The sequence below is a fragment of the Pseudomonas fluorescens genome, assembly GCF_000802965.1.
GTDB classification, from domain to species: Bacteria; Pseudomonadota; Gammaproteobacteria; order Pseudomonadales; family Pseudomonadaceae; genus Aquipseudomonas; species Aquipseudomonas fluorescens_A.
Genome location: NZ_JSAK01000036.1, coordinates 38,840 through 57,841, shown reverse-complemented (window position 1 = coordinate 57,841; position 19,002 = coordinate 38,840). Strand labels below are relative to the sequence as shown.

The following is a 19,002-nucleotide window of genomic DNA, read 5'->3' as shown; positions in this document are numbered from 1 at the left end:
AAGGGAGTCATTCATGTTCGAATCTGCCGAAATCGATCACACCATCGACAAAGAAACCTACGACGCCGAAGTGCCGGCCCTGCGTGAAGCCTTGCTCGAAGCGCAGTTCGAACTTCAGCAGCAAAAGCGTTTTCCGGTGATCATTTTGATCAACGGCATCGAAGGCGCCGGCAAGGGCGAGACGGTCAAGTTGCTCAACGAATGGATGGACCCGCGCTTGATCGAGGTCCGCACCTTCGATCAGCAAACCGACGAAGAACTGGCGCGACCACCGGCCTGGCGCTATTGGCGGATGCTCCCGGCCAAGGGGCGCATGGGCGTTTTCTTCGGCAACTGGTACAGCCAGATGCTCCAGGCGCGGGTTCATGGCGTGATCAAGGACCCGCGTCTGGATCAAAGCATCAATTCGGCCGAGCGCCTGGAAAAGATGCTCTGCGATGAAGGCGCGCTGATCTTCAAATTCTGGTTTCACCTGTCCAAGAAACAAATGAAGGCGCGCCTCAAGGCGTTGGCTGACGACCCGTTGCACAGCTGGCGCATCAGCCCTCTGGACTGGCAGCAGTCTGAAACTTACGACCGTTTTGTAAAGTTTGGCGAACGGGTTTTGCGTCGCACCAGCCGCGACTACGCACCGTGGCACGTGATCGCCGGGATGGACCCGCGTTATCGCAGCCTGGTGGTGGGCAAGATTTTGCTTGAAGGCCTGCAGGCCGCACTGAAACGACCGCAAATTCATCCGGAAAAAGTCAGCGCTGCGCCGGTTTTTCCCAGTGTCGATCAGGTCAACCTGCTCGACAGCCTCGACCTGAAATTGCGTCTGACCAAGGACGATTACGAAGAACAACTGATCACCGAACAGGCACGGCTTTCCGGGCTGCTGCGCGACAAACGCATGCGCCGCCACGCGCTGGTGGCGGTGTTCGAAGGCAACGACGCGGCGGGCAAGGGTGGGGCGATCCGCCGGGTCGCAGCGGCACTGGACCCACGGCAATACAACATCGTGCCGATTGCCGCGCCGACAGAAGAGGAGCGTGCGCAGCCGTATCTCTGGCGTTTCTGGCGGCATCTTCCGGCGCGCGGCAAATTCACCGTGTTCGACCGATCCTGGTACGGTCGGGTGCTGGTGGAGCGAATCGAGGGCTTTTGCAGCCCGGCGGATTGGTTGCGGGCCTACAGTGAAATCAACGACTTCGAAGAACAGGTCGCCGACGCCGGGGTGATCGTGGTCAAGTTCTGGCTGTCCATCGACAAGCAGACGCAACTGGAGCGATTCCAGGAGCGCGAAAACATTCCGTTCAAGCGCTTCAAAATCACCGAAGACGACTGGCGCAATCGCGATAAATGGGATGCCTATCGCGCCGCCGTCGGCGACATGGTTGACCGCACCAGCACCGAGATTTCGCCGTGGACGCTGGTGGAAGCCAATGACAAACGCTGGGCGCGGGTGAAAGTGTTGCGCACCATCAATCTGGCCATTGAAGAGGCGTTCGAAAAGTCCGACAAACAGGCGCGCAAACACAAGAAGTGAGCCGATGGCTGCGCATACGCGGGATGAATGATTGTCGCGGTCGGTGTCGGGGTGGGCATATGCTCGATCCACTCTCAACCGACAACAACAATGAGGTATGCCATGCGTGAAGTGGTGATCGTCGACAGCGTACGGACCGGCTTGGCCAAATCCTTTCGCGGCAAATTCAACATGACCCGTCCGGACGACATGGCGGCTCACTGCGTCAACGCCTTGCTGGAGCGCTCGGGCATTGACCCGGCCAGCGTCGAGGATTGCATCGTCGGTGCCGGCTCCAACGAAGGCGCGCAGGGCTACAACATCGGGCGCAACGTCGCGGTGCTCTCTCGACTGGGCACCGGCACCGCGGGCATGACCCTCAACCGGTTCTGCTCGTCGGGCTTGCAGGCGATTGCCATCGCCGCCAACCAGATCGCCTCGGGCTGCAGCGACATCATCGTCGCCGGTGGCGTCGAGTCGATCAGCCTGACCATGAAGAGCGTCAACACCGACAACCTGATCAACCCGCTGCTCAAGGAGCAGGTGCCGGGCATCTACTTCCCGATGGGCCAGACCGCCGAAATCGTCGCTCGCCGTTACAACGTCAGCCGCGAAGAACAGGATCTGTACGCCCTGCAAAGTCAGCAGCGCACTGCCCAGGCGCAGACCGCCGGGCTGTTCGACGATGAAATCGTGCCGATGGCGGTGAAGTATCGCGTTGAAGACAAGGCCACCGGCCAGGTGCAGATTCTCGACGGCGTGGTCGATCGTGACGACTGCAACCGCCCGGACACTACGCTGGAAAGTCTTGCCGGGTTGAAACCGGTGTTTGCTGAAGACGGCTCGGTGACGGCGGGCAATTCTTCGCAGCTGTCTGACGGCGCCTCGATGACGCTGGTGATGAGCCTGGAAAAAGCGCTGGAACTGGGGCTCAAGCCGATAGCCTTTTTCCGTGGTTTCACCGTGGCCGGTTGTGAGCCGGACGAAATGGGCATCGGCCCGGTGTTCTCGGTGCCTAAGTTACTCAAGGCCAAGGGCTTGCAGATTGCCGATATCGATTTGTGGGAACTCAACGAAGCCTTCGCCTCGCAGTGCCTGTATGCGCGTAATCGTCTGCAAATCGATAACGACAAGTACAACGTCAATGGCGGTTCGATTTCCATCGGCCACCCGTTCGGCATGACCGGTTCGCGTCAGGTCGGGCATCTCGTGCGTGAGTTGCAGCGACGCAATTTGCGTTACGGCATCGTGACCATGTGCGTGGGTGGCGGGATGGGGGCTACTGGGTTGTTTGAGGCGGTTCGCTAAATACTTTGAGTATTTTTAGTGACTGTTAGATTGCTATCGCGGGCAAGCCCGCTCCCACAGTGATTGGTGGTGATCACAATGATTGCGAACGCCACAAAACCTGTAGGAGCGGGCTTGCCCGCGATGCAGGCGCCCCGGTTTACCGGCTCATCTGCAAAACCTGCACCCGCTCGATATACGCCTGAATCTCCCGCAACGCCTCTTCCCGACTCTCAAACGGCCCCTCATGGGTGTTTTCCCGAGTGATGAAATACAGCATTCCATTCACACGGCATAACCGGTCACTGCGAAAATGGGTGGCGGGGCCGCTGTCCTGGGCGCGCATGCCGTACATGGCGATCTCCTGATGGATGTTCATGTTTATGGATCCAATCAGCTTAAGCATGAACCACTTGCCGTGCCTGGCCATCCGATCGACGGCAACTCGCCAAATTAATGGTGCGACCTGCACAGTTTCATTCGCGTCCTGCCGCCAACTGTCCCTGTGTGCTTCAAGGGGGTGCGCCTAGAATGACGGTTCTTGAAAGTTGGCTTTGGGGTTCACATGCACGTTTCGTCGGGTCGCTGGGTTTACGGTCTGTTGCTGGCCTTGTTGACCGCGTTGTTGTGGGGAATCCTGCCGATCAAACTCAAACAAGTGTTGCTGGTGATGGACCCGGTCACGGTGACCTGGTTTCGCCTGATGGTCTCCGGTGGCTGTCTGTTCATTTACCTGGCGGCGACCAAACGCCTGCCCAGTCGCAAAGTGCTCGGCCCGCGCGGAGGCTGGCTGGTGCTGATGGCGGTGCTCGGACTGGTGGGCAATTACGTGCTGTATCTGATGGGCCTGAACCTGCTCAGCCCTGGCACCGCACAACTGGTGGTGCAGATGGGGCCGATCATGTTGCTGATCGCCAGTGTCTTTGTGTTCAAGGAACGCTTCAGCCTGGGGCAGGGCATTGGTCTGTTGGTGCTGCTGGTCGGTTTCGCGCTGTTTTTCAATCAGCGTTTGAGTGAACTGCTGACCTCGCTCAGCGATTACACCGCTGGCGTGCTGTTGGTGTTGTTGGCATCCACGGTGTGGACCTTTTATGCGCTGGGGCAAAAACAGTTGCTGACGGTGTGGAATTCGTTGCAGGTGATGATGGTGATCTACCTGTCCTGCGGTTTGTTGCTGACGCCATGGGTGCATCCGCTGGAAGCGCTGCAATTGAATCCGCTGCAAGGCTGGCTGCTGCTGGCGTGCTGCATGAACACCCTGATCGCGTATGGCGCGTTTGCCGAGGCGTTGGCCCATTGGGAAGCGTCGCGGGTGAGTGCGACATTGGCGATCACGCCGTTGGTGACTTTTGGTGCGGTGGCACTGGCGGCCTGGTGGTGGCCGGAGTATGTGCAGGCCGAGACGATCAATGGTCTGGGGTATGGCGGGGCGGTGCTAGTGGTGTTGGGATCGGCATTGGTGGCGTTGGGGCCTTCGTTGATAGCCGGGCTCAGGGCTCGGCGGATGCGCATGGCCTGAAGATCAAAAGATCGCAGCCTGCGGCGGCTCCTACAGGGAATGCGTACCCTCTATAGGAGCTGCCGCAGGCTGCGATCTTTTCGCTTTACTGCAAAAATCAGCCCTTGGCCCCAGCCTCCAGCATATTCTCCGGCCTTACCCACTCATCAAACTCTGCATCGGTCAGATACCCCAATTGCAGTGCCGCTTCGCGCAAGGTCAGCCCTTCGGCATAGGCTTTCTTGGCAATTTCCGCCGATTTGTCATAGCCAATGTGCGGGTTCAGTGCCGTTACCAGCATCAAGCCTTGTTCCAGGTGCTCAGCCATTTTTCCTGCATCCGGCTCCAGGCCAGCGATGCAATGCTGCTGGAAGTTGCTGCAGCCATCGGCCAGCAGGCGGATCGATTGCAGCAGGTTATGGATGATCACCGGTTTGAACACGTTCAGTTGCAGGTGACCCTGGCTCGCGGCGAAACCGATGGCGACGTCGTTGCCCAACACCTGACAGGCCAGCATCGACAGTGCTTCACACTGGGTCGGATTGACCTTGCCCGGCATGATCGAACTGCCCGGTTCGTTGGCTGGCAGTTTGACCTCGGCGAAACCGGCACGGGGGCCGGAACCCAACAGGCGCAAGTCGTTGGCGATTTTCATCAGCGTCACCGCCAGGGTTTTCAGCGCACCAGATAGCGTGGTCAGCGGCTCATGGCCGGCGAGGGCAGCGAATTTGTTGGGGGCGGTGATGAACGGCAAACCGGAAAGAGCGGCCAGCTCGGCGGCGATGGCCTCACCGAAACCGTGGGGCGAATTGAGCCCTGTCCCGACCGCCGTGCCACCCTGGGCCAGTTCACAGACCGCCGGCAATGCGCTGCGGATCGCCCGTTCGGCGTAATCCAGTTGCGCTATAAACGCCGAAACTTCCTGGCCGAAAGTAATCGGCGTCGCGTCCATCATGTGCGTGCGCCCGGTCTTGACCAGTTTCATGTGCCGCGCCGCAAGCTCGGCCAATCCGCCAGACAATTCGCTGATCGCCGGCAGCAAATGCTGCTGTACGGCCTGCACGGTGGCGATGTGCATGGCGGTGGGGAAGCAGTCGTTGGAACTCTGGGAGCGATTGACGTGATCGTTGGGATGCACCGGGGACTTGCCGCCGCGCGGGTTGCCGGCCAGTTCGTTGGCGCGCCCGGCGATCACTTCGTTGACGTTCATGTTGCTCTGGGTGCCGCTGCCGGTTTGCCAGACCACCAGTGGAAACTGATCGTCATGCTGGCCGTCGAGGACTTCGTCAGCCGCTTGCTCGATCAACCGGGCAATGTCGGCGGGCAGGTCGCCGTTACGATCGTTGACCCGTGCCGCGGCTTTCTTGATCAGCGCGAGGCTGTGCAGCACTGCCAGTGGCATGCGTTCGTTGCCGATGGCGAAATTAATCAGCGAGCGTTGCGTCTGAGCGCCCCAGTAGGCTTCATCCGGGACTTCAACCTGGCCAAGGCTGTCGGTTTCGATACGGCTCATCGTGCACACTCCTGTTGGTCTGATTGCGCAGTTTAGGCCGTGATCGCCGGCCGTGGTTCCATCAGTCTCGATTCTGCTCATTCAACCCCTCTAAATCAGGCGCGACAAGGCTTGGGGTTGAGTGACACACTTTTTTAGGCGCAGAATGGACGTCCTTGGGGTTTTACCTCGCCTGCTAGAAAAGGAAACTCGATGACTCGTCTTCGCGCCATCTGTACCGCGGTTGCACTGGTTTGCGCCAGCGGCCAGGTTTTTGCCGATACCGCCAGCCACAACGCCAGTGCCGAGGCTTTCCTGACCCTGGCGCATGCTGACAAATTGGGCACTCCGGTGTACATGCAAGTGCAGCAGATGTTCGCTCAGCGCTTCCAGCAAACCAAAGCCCCGGAATCGAAAAAAGCCGTACTGGAAACCTACCAGGCCAAGGCTAACGCCGCCCTGGACCAGGCCATTGGCTGGAACAAGCTGAAACCGGACATGGTCAAGCTCTACACCACCAATTTCACCGAGTCCGAGCTCAAGGACCTGGTTGCTTTCTACCAGTCGCCACTGGGCAAGAAAGTCCTGGAAAAAATGCCACAGCTGACCCAGCAATCGGCCCAGATGACTCAAGCCAAACTGGAAAGCGCGGTACCTGTGGTCAACAAACTGCTGGCTGACATGACCGCTGAGCTGGACCCGAAAGGCGCCGCCGCTCCAGCCAAGAAAAAGCCTTAAGCGGAGTTCAGTATGACCATGCAACAACGCATCGAATCGACCCTGGGCCTGCTTCAGCCCCAGCATCTTCAGGTGCTGGATGAAAGCCACATGCACAGTCGCGGGTTGCAGACCCACTACAAGGCTGTGGTTGTCAGTGAGCAGTTCGAAGGCCTGAACCGGGTCAAGCGCCACCAGAAAGTCTACGGCACACTCGGCGAGCTGATGGGCGAGTTCCATGCGTTGGCGCTGCACACCTACACGCCAGAGGAATGGGCACAGATCGACGCGGCTCCGGCTTCGCCGACTTGTGCCGGTGGCAGCAAGCACTAAGATCACCACCTGTAGGAGCCGGCAAGCCGGCTCCTACAGGGTTGGCTTTATTTTTGTTAGACTACGCAACGCGCCGCTCACCCGGCGCGTTTTTTTTCGCATCCGGTTCACCCCTTACGAGGGTAGCCACCTGGAGATTTACCCATGACACAACAGATTGTCGTGGCGGCACTGTATAAGTTCGTCACCCTGGAAGATTACGTTGACCTGCGTGAGCCACTGCTCAAGGCCATGGTCGACAACGGCATCAAAGGCACCCTGCTGATCGCCGAAGAAGGCATCAACGGCACCGTGTCCGGCAGCCGCGAAGGCATCGACGGGCTGATGGCCTGGCTGAAGAACGACCCACGCATGGACGACATCGATCACAAAGAGTCGTACTGCGACGAGCAGCCGTTCTACCGCACCAAAGTCAAACTCAAGAAAGAAATCGTCACCCTTGGCGTTGAAGGCGTGGACCCGAACAAAAAGGTCGGCACCTACGTGGATCCGCAGGACTGGAACGCACTGATCAGCGATCCGGAAGTGCTGTTGATCGACACCCGCAACGACTACGAAGTGTCGATCGGTACCTTCGAAGGCGCGATCGATCCGAAAACCACCAGTTTTCGCGAATTTCCCGACTACATCAAAGCCAACTTCGACCCGACCGTGCACAAAAAGGTCGCGATGTTCTGCACCGGCGGCATTCGTTGCGAAAAGGCTTCGAGCTACATGCTCAGCGAAGGCTACGGTGAGGTCTACCACCTCAAGGGCGGCATTCTGAAGTACCTCGAAGAGGTGCCGCAGGAAGAAACCAAGTGGCAGGGCGACTGCTTCGTGTTCGATAACCGCGTGACGGTGCGCCATGACCTGAGCGAAGGTGACTACGATCAATGTCATGCCTGCCGTACGCCGGTCAGCATCGAAGACCGTGCATCCGAACATTACGTGGCCGGTATCAGTTGCCCGCATTGCTGGGACAAACTGAGCGAGAAAACCCGTCGCAGTGCCATCGATCGGCAAAAGCAGATCGAACTGGCCAAGGCTCGCAACATGCCGCACCCGATCGGCTACAACTACAAGCAAGCATCCTCCGAGGCCTGAACCATGTCTGCGCGCCGCCTGCTCTATGTGATGGATCCGATGTGCTCCTGGTGCTGGGGCTTTGCCCCGGTTGCAAACGCATTGGTCGAGCAGGCAGCGGCCGCGGGCGTGGACGTACATCTGGTGGTGGGCGGTTTGCGCACCGGCAGTGGCTCGGCGCTTGAACCGACCACCCGGCGCTACATCCTTGAGCACTGGCAAGCGGTCAACGAGGCCACGAGCCAACCGTTCAAACGCGAAGGTGCCTTGCCTGATGGATTTGTCTACGACACCGAACCCGCCTGCCGCGCGCTGGTGACGGCACGCGGCCTGGCGCCGGATTGTGCGTGGAAACTGCTCGGGCTGATCCAGCATGCGTTTTATGCCGAAGGGCGCGACGTGACCCATGCCAGCGTGTTGGTGGAGTTGGCGGAGCGCGCAGGCCTGCCGCGCATCGAGTTCGCCGCCGCGTTTGACCGCGCCGATACTCACGCGGCGACAGCTGCCGATTTCACTTGGGTTCAGGACCTGGGTATTGCCGGTTTCCCTACCTTGCTGGCTGAGCGAAATGGTCAATTGGCGCTGCTGACCAATGGCTATCAACCGCTCAGTGTGCTGTCACCGCTGCTCGGCCGCTGGCTGGAGCGCGCTGCCTGTGCATGATCTGCCTGACGACACCCCCGTTGCCAAGCGTGTCGACCGATTAAGCTGGGCAGAAATCCGTCGTCTGGCCCTTCATCACAAGAAATCCCTGTGGATCGCCAACGGCGTGGCCGTGCTGGCCACCCTGTGCAGCGTCCCGATTCCTTTGCTGTTGCCGTTGCTGGTGGACGAAGTGCTGCTGGGCCATGGCGACGCCGCCCTGAAAATCATGAACCACGCACTGCCGGATGTCTGGCAGAAAGCAGCGGGATACATCGGCCTGATGCTGCTGGTGACCCTGGCCCTGCGCTGTGCTGCCTTACTGTTCAACGTGGTGCAGGCGCGATTGTTTGCGGCGCTGGCCAAGGACATCGTATACCGCATTCGCATGCGCCTGATCGAACGGCTCAAGCGCATTTCGCTGGGGGAGTACGAAAGTCTGGGCAGCGGCACGGTAACCACTCACCTGGTAACCGACCTCGACACCCTGGACAAATTCGTCGGCGAAACCCTCAGCCGTTTCCTCGTGGCCATGCTGACGCTGGTCGGCACGGCGGGCATTCTGATGTGGATGCACTGGAAGCTGGCGCTGCTGATTCTGCTGTTCAACCCACTGGTGATCTACGCCACGGTGCAGTTGGGCAAGCGGGTCAAACACCTGAAGAAACTCGAGAACGACAGCACCTCGCGCTTCACCCAGGCGTTGACCGAAACCCTCGATGCCATCCAGGAAGTTCGCGCCGGTAACCGCCAGGGCTTTTTCCTCGGCCGTTTGGGTCTGCGCGCCAGGGAAGTACGCGATTACGCAGTAAGTTCGCAGTGGAAAACCGACGCCTCGAACCGGGCCAGTGGTTTACTGTTCCAGTTCGGCATCGATATTTTCCGAGCCGCCGCCATGCTCACCGTGCTGTTTTCCGACCTGTCCATCGGCCAGATGCTCGCGGTGTTCAGCTACCTGTGGTTCATGATCGGTCCGGTGGAGCAACTGCTGAACTTGCAGTACGCCTACTACGCCGCCGGCGGTGCGCTGTCGCGAATCAACGAGTTGTTGTCCCGCGCCGATGAGCCGGAGTATCCGAAGGGTGTCGACCCGTTCACTGGCCGCGAGACCGTGGGTATCGAGGTTCAGGGCCTGAGTTTCGGCTACGGCGATGAACTGGTGTTGAACCAGATGGATCTGTCCATCGCCCCCGGTGAAAAAGTTGCGATCGTCGGTGCCAGCGGTGGCGGCAAGAGCACGCTGGTGCAATTGCTACTGGGCCTGTACACGCCACTGGCCGGGACCATTCGCTTTGGTGGTTCTACCCAACAAGAGATCGGTCTGGAGACCGTGCGGGAAAACGTCGCCGTGGTCCTGCAGCATCCGGCGCTGTTCAACGACACCGTGCGTGCCAACCTGACCATGGGCCGCGAACGCAGCGACGAGGCTTGCTGGCAAGCACTGGAAATCGCCCAGCTGCACGCCACCATTCGCGAGTTGCCCAACGGCCTGGACAGTGTCGTCGGACGTTCCGGCGTGCGCTTGTCCGGCGGGCAGCGGCAACGCCTGGCGATTGCACGGATGGTTTTGGCCGAACCGAAGGTGGTGATTCTCGATGAGGCCACTTCAGCGCTCGACGCCGCCACCGAATACAACCTGCATCAGGCAATGGCGCGGTTCCTGAGCAACCGCACCACGTTGATCATTGCCCACCGACTTTCTGCCGTGAAGCAGGCCGATCGGGTGCTGGTGTTCGATGGTGGGCAAATTGCCGAGGATGGCGACCATCAGCAGTTGATTGCCGAGGGTGGTTTGTACGCCAAGTTGTATGGGCATTTACAACAGCACTGATCTCTGTAAGCGTTTGTTTCTCGTTCACCTCCAGTATGCTGTGCCTGAATAGCGCCGGCTTGACACTTGCCGGGAATGCGAACGCCTCCTAGTCTAGCTGTAGCGATTTCGTCCGGAAGACGATCAAGTAGTGCTAATGCAAGGGACCTCATGAATCAAACGCGGACACTCGGAACGCCTCGGCTATTGGGCATCGTCTGGCCATTCATTGCCGTTGTGGTGTTTCAGGCCCTGTTGGGCGGAGTCAGCCTCTACGTACTGTCGGCGGTTCGCGGCTATGTCGCCGGCGAAAGCCTCTGGTCCAAGGGCCAGAAAGACGCCATCTATTACCTCAATCTCTACGCGGATAACCGCGATGAAGCCATTTTTCAGAAGTACCAGACGGCCATCGCCGTGCCTCAGGGCGGTCACGAGTTGCGCGTGGCGCTGGATCATCAGCCGCCGAACATCGAGGCGGCACGACTGGCGATTCTCAAGGGCGGCAACCACCCGGATGACGTTTCCAGCCTGATCTGGCTGTACCTCAATTTCCGCCATTTCAGTTACCTCGAAAAGGCCATCGATCTCTGGACAGTGGGTGACGCGTATCTGGTCAAGCTTGATGACGTTGCGCAGGACATGCATCAGCACATCACCGCCACCCCGGCTTCCGACTTGGATATCCGGCGCTGGAAGTCGCAGATCTTTGCGATCAACGATGAGGTGACACCGGCGGCGAAAGCCTTTAGTGATGCCTTGGGCGAAGGCTCGCGGGTCATTCTTCGCCTGCTGCTGGTGACGAACATCGCCACCGCCTTGGGCTTGATCGCATTAGCCCTGATGCGCACCCATAAACTGCTCAAACAACGCCATGCCTTTGCTGACGCCTTGCAGTTGGAGAAAGACCGGGCACAGATCACTTTGCAATCGATTGGCGATGGGGTAATCACCACGGATGTCGAAGGCGCCATCGCCTACATGAATCCGGCCGCTGAAGCATTGACCCACTGGAAGGCCGAGCAGGCGACGGGATTGCCGCTGGCAGCGTTGTTCAATCTGCTGGATGAGAACGCGCAGTCCGACGGTTTTACCTTGATCGAGCGCATTCTGAGTGGCCAGCTCAGCGGTGGCAGCGAACATTCGAAACTGATTCAGCGTCTGGACGGCAGCACCGTATCGGTGACGCTGGTCGGCGCGCCGATCCGCAATGCCGGCAAAGTCAGCGGCACCGTGCTGGTGTTGCACGACATGACTCAGGAGCGGCAATACATTGCCAATCTGTCCTGGCAAGCAACTCACGACGCCTTGACCGGGCTCGCCAATCGCCGCGAGTTCGAATATCGCCTGGAGCAGGCGCTGCATACCCTGACGCGGCAGTCGGGGCGTCATGCCTTGATGTTCCTCGATCTTGATCAGTTCAAACTGGTCAACGATACCTGCGGCCATGCGGCGGGTGACGAGTTGCTGCGGCATATTTGCGCGCTGTTGCAATCCGGTTTGCGTGAGAGCGATACGCTGGCCCGGCTCGGTGGCGACGAATTCGGCATCCTGCTGGAAAACTGCACCGTTGATTCCGCGGAGAAAATTGCCGAGAGCCTGCGCCAAACCGTGCAGAACCTGCATTTTGTCTGGAAAGGGCGTCCTTTCGTGACCACCGTCAGCATCGGGCTGGTGCATGTCGCCCATAATCCGACCACCCTCGAAGCCTCGTTGCGCGCTGCTGACATGGCCTGCTACATGGCCAAGGAAAAAGGTCGCAACCGGGTGCAGGTCTACCACCCTGACGATTCGGAACTGTCCCTGCGCTTCGGTGAAATGGCCTGGGTGCAACGCTTGCACATGGCGCTGGAAGAGGACCGCTTCTGTCTGTACGCCCAGGAGATCGCGCCGCTGGGTCATACCGATCCGGGCAGCGGGCATATCGAAATCCTGTTGCGCCTGCATGACGAAGCCGGCCGAATGATCTTGCCCGACAGCTTTATTCCGGCCGCCGAACGTTATGGCCTGATGACCTCGCTTGATCGTTGGGTCGTGCAGAATGTTTTCAAGATCATTGCCCAATGCCGCGCAGAGAGGCACAAGGGCCCGCTGGCCATGTGTGCGATTAATCTGTCAGGCACGACCATTGGCGATGAGGCGTTTCTTGACTTCTTGCGTGAACAATTCGTTACTAATTCAATCCCGGCTGAAATGATTTGTTTTGAAATCACTGAAACCAGTGCAATTTCCAATCTGGGCAGCGCAATTAGATTTATCAATGAGCTCAAAGGCTTAGGTTGTCACTTTTCACTGGACGACTTTTGCGCCGGTATGTCCTCATTCGCTTACCTGAAACATTTGCCTGTAGACTTCCTGAAGATCGACGGGAGTTTCGTAAAGGATATGCTGGACGACCCGATTAACCGCGCCATGGTCGAGGTGATTAATCACATCGGTCATGTCATGGGTAAGCGTACGATTGCCGAGTTTGTCGAGACGCCCCAGATCGAGCAGGCATTGCTGGAGATCGGGGTGGATTACGCTCAAGGGTATGTTATTGAACGCCCGCAACTGTTTACCTGCGATAGTTTGCAAAGTCGTCCTGCCAGGCCTCAACCTTTGTTGTTGAAGGCGCCTGGCACTTTCCGTTGAAATCTCTCGCTGATCCAAAACAATCACAATCAAAAGGAGCCCGACAGTGATCGACACATTCAACCGAACCGGACCACTCATGGAAGCCGCAAGTTATCCCGCATGGGCCCAGCGCCTGATCCAGGATTGCAGCGAGAGTAAGCGCCGGGTTGTCGAACACGAACTGTATCAGCGCATGCGTGACAACAAGCTCAGTGCAAAGACTATGCGCCACTACCTCATCGGTGGCTGGCCGGTAGTCGAACAGTTCGCGTTATACATGGCACAAAACCTGACCAAGACCCGTTTTGCCCGGCACCCTGGCGAAGACATGGCGCGTCGCTGGCTGATGCGCAACATTCGTGTCGAATTGAACCACGCCGATTACTGGGTGAACTGGAGCCGAGCTCATGGCGTCACCCTGGAAGATCTGCAAGCGCAACAGGTAGCCCCTGAGCTTCACGCCTTGAGCCATTGGTGCTGGCACACCAGTTCGGCGGATTCGCTGATCGTGGCCATTGCTGCCACCAACTACGCCATCGAAGGTGCGACCGGAGAATGGTCGGCGCTGGTTTGCTCCAGTGGCGTATATGCCGCAGCGTTCCCGGAAGAGGATCGCAAACGCGCGATGAAGTGGCTGAAGATGCACGCCCAGTACGACGACGCCCATCCATGGGAAGCGCTGGAAATCATCTGCACCCTGGCGGGGATGAATCCGAGCAAGTCTTTGCAGGACGAGTTGCGTTCGGCGGTGTGCAAAAGCTATGACTACATGTTCCTGTTCCTGGAGCGCTGCATGCAGCTGGAACACGCGGACAGAACGCCGGTAGCCCGCGAGCGGTTGGCACTGGCTGAAGGTTAATCTGAGTTACACGCAATAAAACTGTGGGAGCGAGCTTGCTCGCGAAAGCGGAGCGTCAGACAACATCAACGTTGAATGATGAATCGCTATCGCGAGCAGGCTCGCTCCCACATTGGTTATGCGGCATCGCCAGATATTCAGCCGGCCATCGCCAACCGGTTTCGCCCCTCGCGCTTGGCGACATACAACGCATTGTCGGCCCGTCGCAACAAACTCTCGGCAGACTCGCCTGGCAGAAGCGTTGAACAGCCCAGGCTCACGGTCAGCTCGATCGAGCGACCATCCGCAACATATTCCTCGGTTTGCGCCGCATTCCGCAGTCGCTCACCGACGAGGGCCGCTGCTTCCCGGCTGGTGTTGGACAGCAGGATCAAAAACTCTTCGCCACCAAAGCGAAACACCATATCCACATTACGCAACTGGTTTTTGATCGAGGCGGCAACAGCCTTGAGAACGTCGTCGCCGGCACTGTGTCCGTGGGTGTCGTTGATCTGCTTGAAATGATCGATGTCCAGCATCAGCAGCGACAAGGGTTGCAGATGACGCCGTGACAGTTCGATTTCCCGCGTCAGCGTCTGGTCCATGGCGATGCGGTTGCCGGTGTCGGTCAGCGGGTCGCGCAATGCGCTTTGGGTGGCGACGCGGTAGAGCAGGGTGTTGCGCATCGGGTACAGCAGCGAGGCCAGCAGTGATTCGAGGTAGCCCTGTTCTTGCTCGCTGAAAGGTTGGTTGCGGCGGAACACCAATTCGCCCAGATGTTCGCCTTCATGGCTGAGGCTGTAGCTGATCGAGTGGTGACCGCGGTGGCCGAATTCCAGGCGTAAGTCGCTGCTCTTGTGCTGGTAACTCAAGGCGTCGAGGGGAACAAGTCGTTGAACTTCGCGGTAGAACAAACCGAGTATGCGTTGTGGCTCGAGGCTGGTTTGCAGTTGCATGCTGAGTTGCTGGCGCAATTGCGCGAGACTGATCGGCCTTTCCAGAGTGGGTTGCTGCTGACCAAAGCCCAGGCGTTGCAATTTGGCGCTATCGAAATCAATTGCGTTGGTCTGGGGAGGTGATTTCATATGGCGTGCGCCCTTGAGCAGTAAGCTGTCTTACAAGCTGGGTGAGAGCGGCTTTGGGCAGCGCGTCGTACTGATCCGTCAGTCCCTAGGACATTTCGTACAAGTTTAATCTGCTTTGTACAAGTTTTGTAACTGCCCAGTTCATTCCTGTCGCCGCTGCTTTCGCCCTGCATGTTCTGAATGCATGTAGAGCGAAAGTCATGCCAAACGATTCAATTTAAATAAAATGGTTTTAAATCAGTAGGTTGGCGACTTCTGGAAGTGGCGGGCGAATTCTTGCGACGTTATTTGGCTGAGAACCTTGGGCGCCTTATGCGCCGCGACGGGACGTCGGCGCGGCACATAAGCGACGCACGGTATTATTGCGCGTTGAACGCCTGCCCGTTAATACCGGTGCTGTCCGGGCCCATCAGATACAGGTAGACCGGCATGATTTCCTCTGGCGTCGGGTTGTTCAGCGGGTTTTCACCCGGATACGCCTGGGCGCGCATGCTGGTGCGAGTCGCCCCCGGGTTGATGCTGTTGGAGCGCACCGGTGCCACGGTCTCGACTTCGTCGGCCAGGGTTTGCATCAGGCCTTCGGTGGCGAATTTGGAGACGCCATACGCGCCCCAATACGCACGACCCTTGCGGCCCACGCTACTCGACGTGAATACAACCGAGGCGTCCTGGGACAACTTGAGCAGTGGCAACAGGGTGCTGGTGAGCATGAACATGGCGTTGACGTTGACTTGCATCACGCGCATGAAGTTTTCGCCAGACAACTGCTCGATCGGTGTGCGCGGACCGATGATCGAGGCGTTGTGCAGCAAGCCGTCGAGATGGCCGAATTCGGTTTCGATCATCGCCGCCAGCTCATCATATTGATGGGGCAGGGCGGTTTCGAGGTTGAACGGGATCACGGCCGGTTGCGGGTGGCCGGCGGCTTCGATTTCGTCGTAGACCTGGGTCAGGTTGGCTTCGGTCTTACCCAGTAACAGCACGGTGGCACCGTGGGCGGCGTAGGTTTTTGCGGCGGCAGCACCGATGCCACGGCCGGCACCGGTGACCAGGATGACCCGGTCCTTGAGCAGATCGGGGCGTGCGGAATAATCAAACATAAAAACCTCACAACAATTCAGTAGTCAGGCATCGCACTTGTGGCGAGGGAGCTTGCTCCCGCTCGATTGCGAAGCAATCGTGAAACCTGCAAATGCGGTATGCCTGTCAGAGAGGGGCCGCTTCGCAGCCCAGCGGGAGCAAGCTCCCTCGCCACAAAAGCGCCGTCGTGATCAGCAGCTGCAGAGCGCGCTATCGAGCACCTTGCGCAACTCCAGCGGATGATCGACCACCACATCCGCACCCCAGTGCCGCGGGTTGTCATCCGGGTGGATGTAGCCGAAAGTCACCGCCGCAGTCTTGGTCCCGGCATCGCGACCCGATTCGATATCGCGCAAGTCATCGCCCACGAACAGCACGCTGGCCGGGTCGAGGTCGAGCATCTTGCAGGCGAGAATCAAAGGCTCCGGGTCCGGTTTGCTGTTCTTCACGTGATCCGGGCAGATCAGCAGCGCCGAACGCTCGGCCAGTCCCAGCTGCTGCATGATCGGCTCGGCGAAGCGCAGCGGTTTGTTGGTGACCACGCCCCAGATCAGGTTGGCCTTCTCGATGTCGGCGAGCAACTCAGCCATGCCGTCGAACAGCTTGCTGTGCACCGCACAGCCGACGAGGTAGCGCTCCAGGAACTCCAGGCGCAGTTCCTCGAACCCCGGCGATTCCGGGTCCATGGAGAAGGTCGCCGCGACCATCGCCTTGGCGCCGCCGGAGATCTCGTCGCGAATGTGTTTGTCGTTGATCGGCGGCAAGCCGCGCTCGGCACGCATCGCCTGACAGATCGCAATGAAGTCCGGCGCGGTGTCGAGCAGGGTGCCGTCCATGTCGAAAAGAACTGCTCTGATACGCATCGGCTTACTCCTCGCGCAGGGTCTGGATCATGTAGTTGACGTCCACATCGGACGCCAGTTTGTAGTGCTTGGTCAGCGGGTTGTAGGTCAGGCCGATGATGTCCTTGACGGTCAGGCCGGCCATGCGGCTCCAGGCACCGAGTTCGGAAGGACGGATGAATTTCTTGAAGTCGTGAGTGCCGCGCGGCAACAACTTCATGATGTATTCGGCGCCGACGATGGCGAACAGGTACGCCTTCGGGTTGCGGTTGATGGTGGAGAAGAACACCTGGCCGCCCGGCTTGACCATTTTGAAGCAGGCGCGGATTACCGAGGACGGGTCCGGTACGTGTTCGAGCATTTCAAGGCAGGTGACCACGTCGAACTGCTCGGGCATTTCTTCGGCCAGGGCTTCGGCGGTGATCTGCCGGTATTCGACGTTGACTCCGGATTCCAGCTGATGCAACTGCGCGACCGCCAGCGGCGCTTCGCCCATGTCGATGCCGGTTACGGTCGCGCCGCGTTGGGCCATGGCTTCGCTGAGAATGCCGCCGCCGCAACCGACGTCGAGGACTTTCTTGCCGGCCAGGTTGACCCGTTCGTCAATCCAGTTGACCCGCAGCGGGTTGATGTCGTGCAGTGGTTTGAACTCGCTTTCGCGGTCCCACCAGCGGTGGGCCAGGGCTTCGAATTTGGCGATTTCGGCGTAGTCGACGTTGCTCATGTTCAGTCCTCTAAAACTTGAAAAATCCTGTTGCCCCGGCGGTGAGTCCGGGGGACTCACTATTCGGTGCGGCCGCTTATGCGTTGGCCCCAGGCCTTGGCGGTGGTGACCAGTTGTTCTTCATCCAGGCGCGTCAGGCGCCGATCGTCGAGCAATTGTTTACCGGCGACCCAGAGGTGTTTTACGCAGTCTCGACCGGTGGCGTAGATAAGCTGCGAAACCGGGTCGTAGACCGGTTGCTGAGCCAGGCCGGAGAGATCGAATGCCACGATGTCGGCCGCTTTGCCGACTTCCAGCGAGCCAACCTCTGCTTCGATTCCGAACGCACGGGCGCCATTGAGGGTGGCCATGCGCAGGGCGCGATGGGCATCCAGCGCGGTGGCCGAGCCCGCAACCGCTTTGGCTAGCAGGGCGGCGGTGCGAGTTTCGCCGAGCAGGTCCAGGTCATTATTGCTGGCGGCGCCATCAGTGCCGACGGCGACATTCACGCCAGCCTGCCACAGGCGCTCCACCGGGCAGAAACCACTGGCCAGCTTCAGGTTCGACTCCGGGCAATGAATCACATTGGTGTTGCTTTCTACCAGCAGCGCCAGGTCTTCCTCGCTGATCTGGGTCATATGAACGGCCTGGAAACGCGGCCCCAGCATGCCGAGACGCGCGAGTCGGGCCAACGGGCGCTCGCCGCGTTGTTCGACCGACTGCTGCACTTCAAAGGCGGTTTCGTGCACGTGCATGTGGATCGACGCGTCCAGTTCTTCGGCGATCACCCGGATTTTTTCCAGGTTTTCATCGCGCACGGTATAGGGTGCGTGGGGGCCGAAGGTGACTTTGATGCGTTCGTGGTGCTTGAGATCGCCAAACAATTCCACGCCCTGACGAATGGCTTCGTCCGCGGTGGCGGCACCCGGAATCGGGAAATCGAGGATCGGGATTGCAATCTGCGCGCGAATGCCGCTGTTGTGCACGCGTTCGCTGGCAACCTTCGGGAAGAAATACATGTCAGAGAAGCAGGTGATGCCACCTTTGAGCTGTTCGGCGATCGCCAGGTCGGTGCCGTCGCGCACAAAGGCTTCGTCGACCCACTTGGCTTCGGCTGGCCAGATGTGATTTTCCAGCCAGGTCATTAGTGGCAAGTCATCGGCAAGGCCACGAAACAGCGTCATCGCCGCATGCCCATGGGCGTTGATCAGGCCCGGGCTGAGCAACATGTCCGGCAGTTCGCGGACTTCGGTTGCGTTAAGCTTCAGGGCGGCGGAGCGTGGCCCGATGAATGCGATGCGCCCGTCGCGGATGCCCAAGGCATGATCCTTGAGGACAACGCCAGCGGGTTCGACGGGTACCAGCCAGGTTGGCAGCAATAACAGGTCGAGCGCAGCGGCAGTGTTCGGCATCGAGGATTGGTTCCAGTGCTTTTGTAAAGGATGGCGAAGTATACCCGAGCGTCTTCGCGGGGGGATCGCTATAATCGG

At 59.1% G+C, this 19,002-nt stretch carries 17 protein-coding genes; 10 read left to right on the top strand and 7 right to left on the bottom strand.

Annotation, left to right across the window (positions count from 1 at the left end):
* Positions 1-13: 13 nt before the first annotated feature.
* The gene (pap, locus tag NL64_RS26585) at positions 14-1,528 is read left to right on the top strand and encodes a polyphosphate:AMP phosphotransferase (RefSeq protein ID WP_034151041.1); all 1,515 of its coding nucleotides are present in this window, start codon (positions 14-16) and stop codon (positions 1,526-1,528) included.
* A gap of 102 nt (positions 1,529-1,630) precedes the next feature.
* Complete coding sequence (locus NL64_RS26580) at positions 1,631-2,815, top strand: thiolase family protein (protein ID WP_034151040.1); 1,185 nt, start codon at positions 1,631-1,633, stop codon at positions 2,813-2,815.
* A 139-nt stretch (positions 2,816-2,954) separates the two neighbouring features.
* On the opposite strand, the gene NL64_RS26575 is transcribed toward NL64_RS26580, so the two are convergent.
* Positions 2,955-3,149, bottom strand: a complete 195-nt coding sequence (locus tag NL64_RS26575; RefSeq protein WP_034151075.1) for a DUF6316 family protein — start codon at positions 3,147-3,149, stop codon at positions 2,955-2,957.
* A gap of 210 nt (positions 3,150-3,359) precedes the next feature.
* On the opposite strand from NL64_RS26575, the gene NL64_RS26570 reads away from it, so the two are divergent.
* Complete coding sequence (locus NL64_RS26570) at positions 3,360-4,313, top strand: DMT family transporter (RefSeq protein WP_034151039.1); 954 nt, start codon at positions 3,360-3,362, stop codon at positions 4,311-4,313.
* Between the two features lie 97 nt (positions 4,314-4,410).
* Here NL64_RS26570 and NL64_RS26565 read toward each other — a convergent pair whose 3' ends face one another.
* Entirely contained in the window at positions 4,411-5,805 is a 1,395-nt protein-coding gene (locus NL64_RS26565; RefSeq protein WP_034151038.1) for a class II fumarate hydratase, read from the bottom strand.
* 192 nt (positions 5,806-5,997) lie between these two features.
* On the opposite strand from NL64_RS26565, the gene NL64_RS26560 reads away from it, so the two are divergent.
* The 7 genes from NL64_RS26560 (at position 5,998) to NL64_RS26530 (ending at position 13,823) form a co-directional block, all read left to right on the top strand.
* Positions 5,998-6,522, top strand: a complete 525-nt coding sequence (locus tag NL64_RS26560; protein WP_034151037.1) for a DUF2059 domain-containing protein — start codon at positions 5,998-6,000, stop codon at positions 6,520-6,522.
* A gap of 12 nt (positions 6,523-6,534) precedes the next feature.
* Positions 6,535-6,834, top strand: a complete 300-nt coding sequence (locus NL64_RS26555; protein WP_034151036.1) for a BolA family protein — start codon at positions 6,535-6,537, stop codon at positions 6,832-6,834.
* A 144-nt stretch (positions 6,835-6,978) separates the two neighbouring features.
* The gene (trhO, locus tag NL64_RS26550; RefSeq protein ID WP_034151035.1) at positions 6,979-7,920 is read left to right on the top strand and encodes an oxygen-dependent tRNA uridine(34) hydroxylase TrhO; all 942 of its coding nucleotides are present in this window, start codon (positions 6,979-6,981) and stop codon (positions 7,918-7,920) included.
* Positions 7,921-7,959: 39 nt separating this feature from the next.
* Positions 7,960-8,562, top strand: coding sequence for a DsbA family protein (locus NL64_RS26545; RefSeq protein WP_172668711.1), 603 nt, complete (start codon positions 7,960-7,962; stop codon positions 8,560-8,562).
* Positions 8,555-10,372 carry an ABC transporter ATP-binding protein gene (locus NL64_RS26540; protein ID WP_034151033.1) on the top strand — a complete coding sequence of 606 codons (1,818 nt, stop codon included), beginning with the start codon at positions 8,555-8,557 and terminating at the stop codon, positions 10,370-10,372. The genes NL64_RS26545 and NL64_RS26540 overlap by 8 nt, the downstream gene beginning before the upstream one ends.
* Before the next feature lie 150 nt (positions 10,373-10,522).
* Complete coding sequence (locus NL64_RS26535; protein ID WP_034151032.1) at positions 10,523-12,982, top strand: EAL domain-containing protein; 2,460 nt, start codon at positions 10,523-10,525, stop codon at positions 12,980-12,982.
* Between the two features lie 79 nt (positions 12,983-13,061).
* Positions 13,062-13,823: a TenA family transcriptional regulator gene (locus NL64_RS26530; protein WP_263386221.1), complete on the top strand. Its 762-nt coding sequence runs from the start codon at positions 13,062-13,064 to the stop codon at positions 13,821-13,823.
* A gap of 137 nt (positions 13,824-13,960) precedes the next feature.
* On the opposite strand, the gene NL64_RS26525 is transcribed toward NL64_RS26530, so the two are convergent.
* From NL64_RS26525 to NL64_RS26505, 5 genes are all read right to left on the bottom strand, one after another.
* Positions 13,961-14,887, bottom strand: coding sequence for a GGDEF domain-containing protein (locus NL64_RS26525; RefSeq protein ID WP_034151030.1), 927 nt, complete (start codon positions 14,885-14,887; stop codon positions 13,961-13,963).
* 359 nt (positions 14,888-15,246) lie between these two features.
* A complete protein-coding gene (locus NL64_RS26520; protein ID WP_034151029.1) occupies positions 15,247-15,987 on the bottom strand; it encodes a YciK family oxidoreductase in 741 nt (246 codons plus the stop codon).
* A 171-nt stretch (positions 15,988-16,158) separates the two neighbouring features.
* Entirely contained in the window at positions 16,159-16,830 is a 672-nt protein-coding gene (gene mupP / locus NL64_RS26515; protein WP_034151028.1) for an N-acetylmuramic acid 6-phosphate phosphatase MupP, read from the bottom strand.
* A 4-nt stretch (positions 16,831-16,834) separates the two neighbouring features.
* The gene (ubiG, locus tag NL64_RS26510; protein WP_034151027.1) at positions 16,835-17,533 is read right to left on the bottom strand and encodes a bifunctional 2-polyprenyl-6-hydroxyphenol methylase/3-demethylubiquinol 3-O-methyltransferase UbiG; all 699 of its coding nucleotides are present in this window, start codon (positions 17,531-17,533) and stop codon (positions 16,835-16,837) included.
* Positions 17,534-17,592: 59 nt separating this feature from the next.
* Positions 17,593-18,924, bottom strand: coding sequence for a TRZ/ATZ family hydrolase (locus tag NL64_RS26505; RefSeq protein WP_034151026.1), 1,332 nt, complete (start codon positions 18,922-18,924; stop codon positions 17,593-17,595).
* Between the last annotated feature and the right edge of the window lie 78 nt (positions 18,925-19,002).

Excerpts from the sequence above, each read along its gene's own strand:
- NL64_RS26575 (WP_034151075.1), bottom strand. The coding sequence starts at position 3,149 with ATGTACGGCATGCGCGCCCAGGACAGCGGCCCCGCCACCCATTTTCGC.
- NL64_RS26530 (WP_263386221.1), top strand. The coding sequence starts at position 13,062 with ATGGAAGCCGCAAGTTATCCCGCATGGGCCCAGCGCCTGATCCAGGAT.
- NL64_RS26505 (WP_034151026.1), bottom strand. The coding sequence starts at position 18,924 with ATGCCGAACACTGCCGCTGCGCTCGACCTGTTATTGCTGCCAACCTGG.
- NL64_RS26555 (WP_034151036.1), top strand. The coding sequence starts at position 6,535 with ATGACCATGCAACAACGCATCGAATCGACCCTGGGCCTGCTTCAGCCC.
- trhO (WP_034151035.1), top strand. The coding sequence starts at position 6,979 with ATGACACAACAGATTGTCGTGGCGGCACTGTATAAGTTCGTCACCCTG.
- NL64_RS26525 (WP_034151030.1), bottom strand. The coding sequence starts at position 14,887 with ATGAAATCACCTCCCCAGACCAACGCAATTGATTTCGATAGCGCCAAA.
- NL64_RS26570 (WP_034151039.1), top strand. The coding sequence starts at position 3,360 with ATGCACGTTTCGTCGGGTCGCTGGGTTTACGGTCTGTTGCTGGCCTTG.
- ubiG (WP_034151027.1), bottom strand. The coding sequence starts at position 17,533 with ATGAGCAACGTCGACTACGCCGAAATCGCCAAATTCGAAGCCCTGGCC.
- NL64_RS26565 (WP_034151038.1), bottom strand. The coding sequence starts at position 5,805 with ATGAGCCGTATCGAAACCGACAGCCTTGGCCAGGTTGAAGTCCCGGAT.
- mupP (WP_034151028.1), bottom strand. The coding sequence starts at position 16,830 with ATGCGTATCAGAGCAGTTCTTTTCGACATGGACGGCACCCTGCTCGAC.
- NL64_RS26545 (WP_172668711.1), top strand. The coding sequence starts at position 7,960 with ATGTGCTCCTGGTGCTGGGGCTTTGCCCCGGTTGCAAACGCATTGGTC.
- NL64_RS26560 (WP_034151037.1), top strand. The coding sequence starts at position 5,998 with ATGACTCGTCTTCGCGCCATCTGTACCGCGGTTGCACTGGTTTGCGCC.
- NL64_RS26535 (WP_034151032.1), top strand. The coding sequence starts at position 10,523 with ATGAATCAAACGCGGACACTCGGAACGCCTCGGCTATTGGGCATCGTC.
- NL64_RS26580 (WP_034151040.1), top strand. The coding sequence starts at position 1,631 with ATGCGTGAAGTGGTGATCGTCGACAGCGTACGGACCGGCTTGGCCAAA.
- pap (WP_034151041.1), top strand. The coding sequence starts at position 14 with ATGTTCGAATCTGCCGAAATCGATCACACCATCGACAAAGAAACCTAC.
- NL64_RS26520 (WP_034151029.1), bottom strand. The coding sequence starts at position 15,987 with ATGTTTGATTATTCCGCACGCCCCGATCTGCTCAAGGACCGGGTCATC.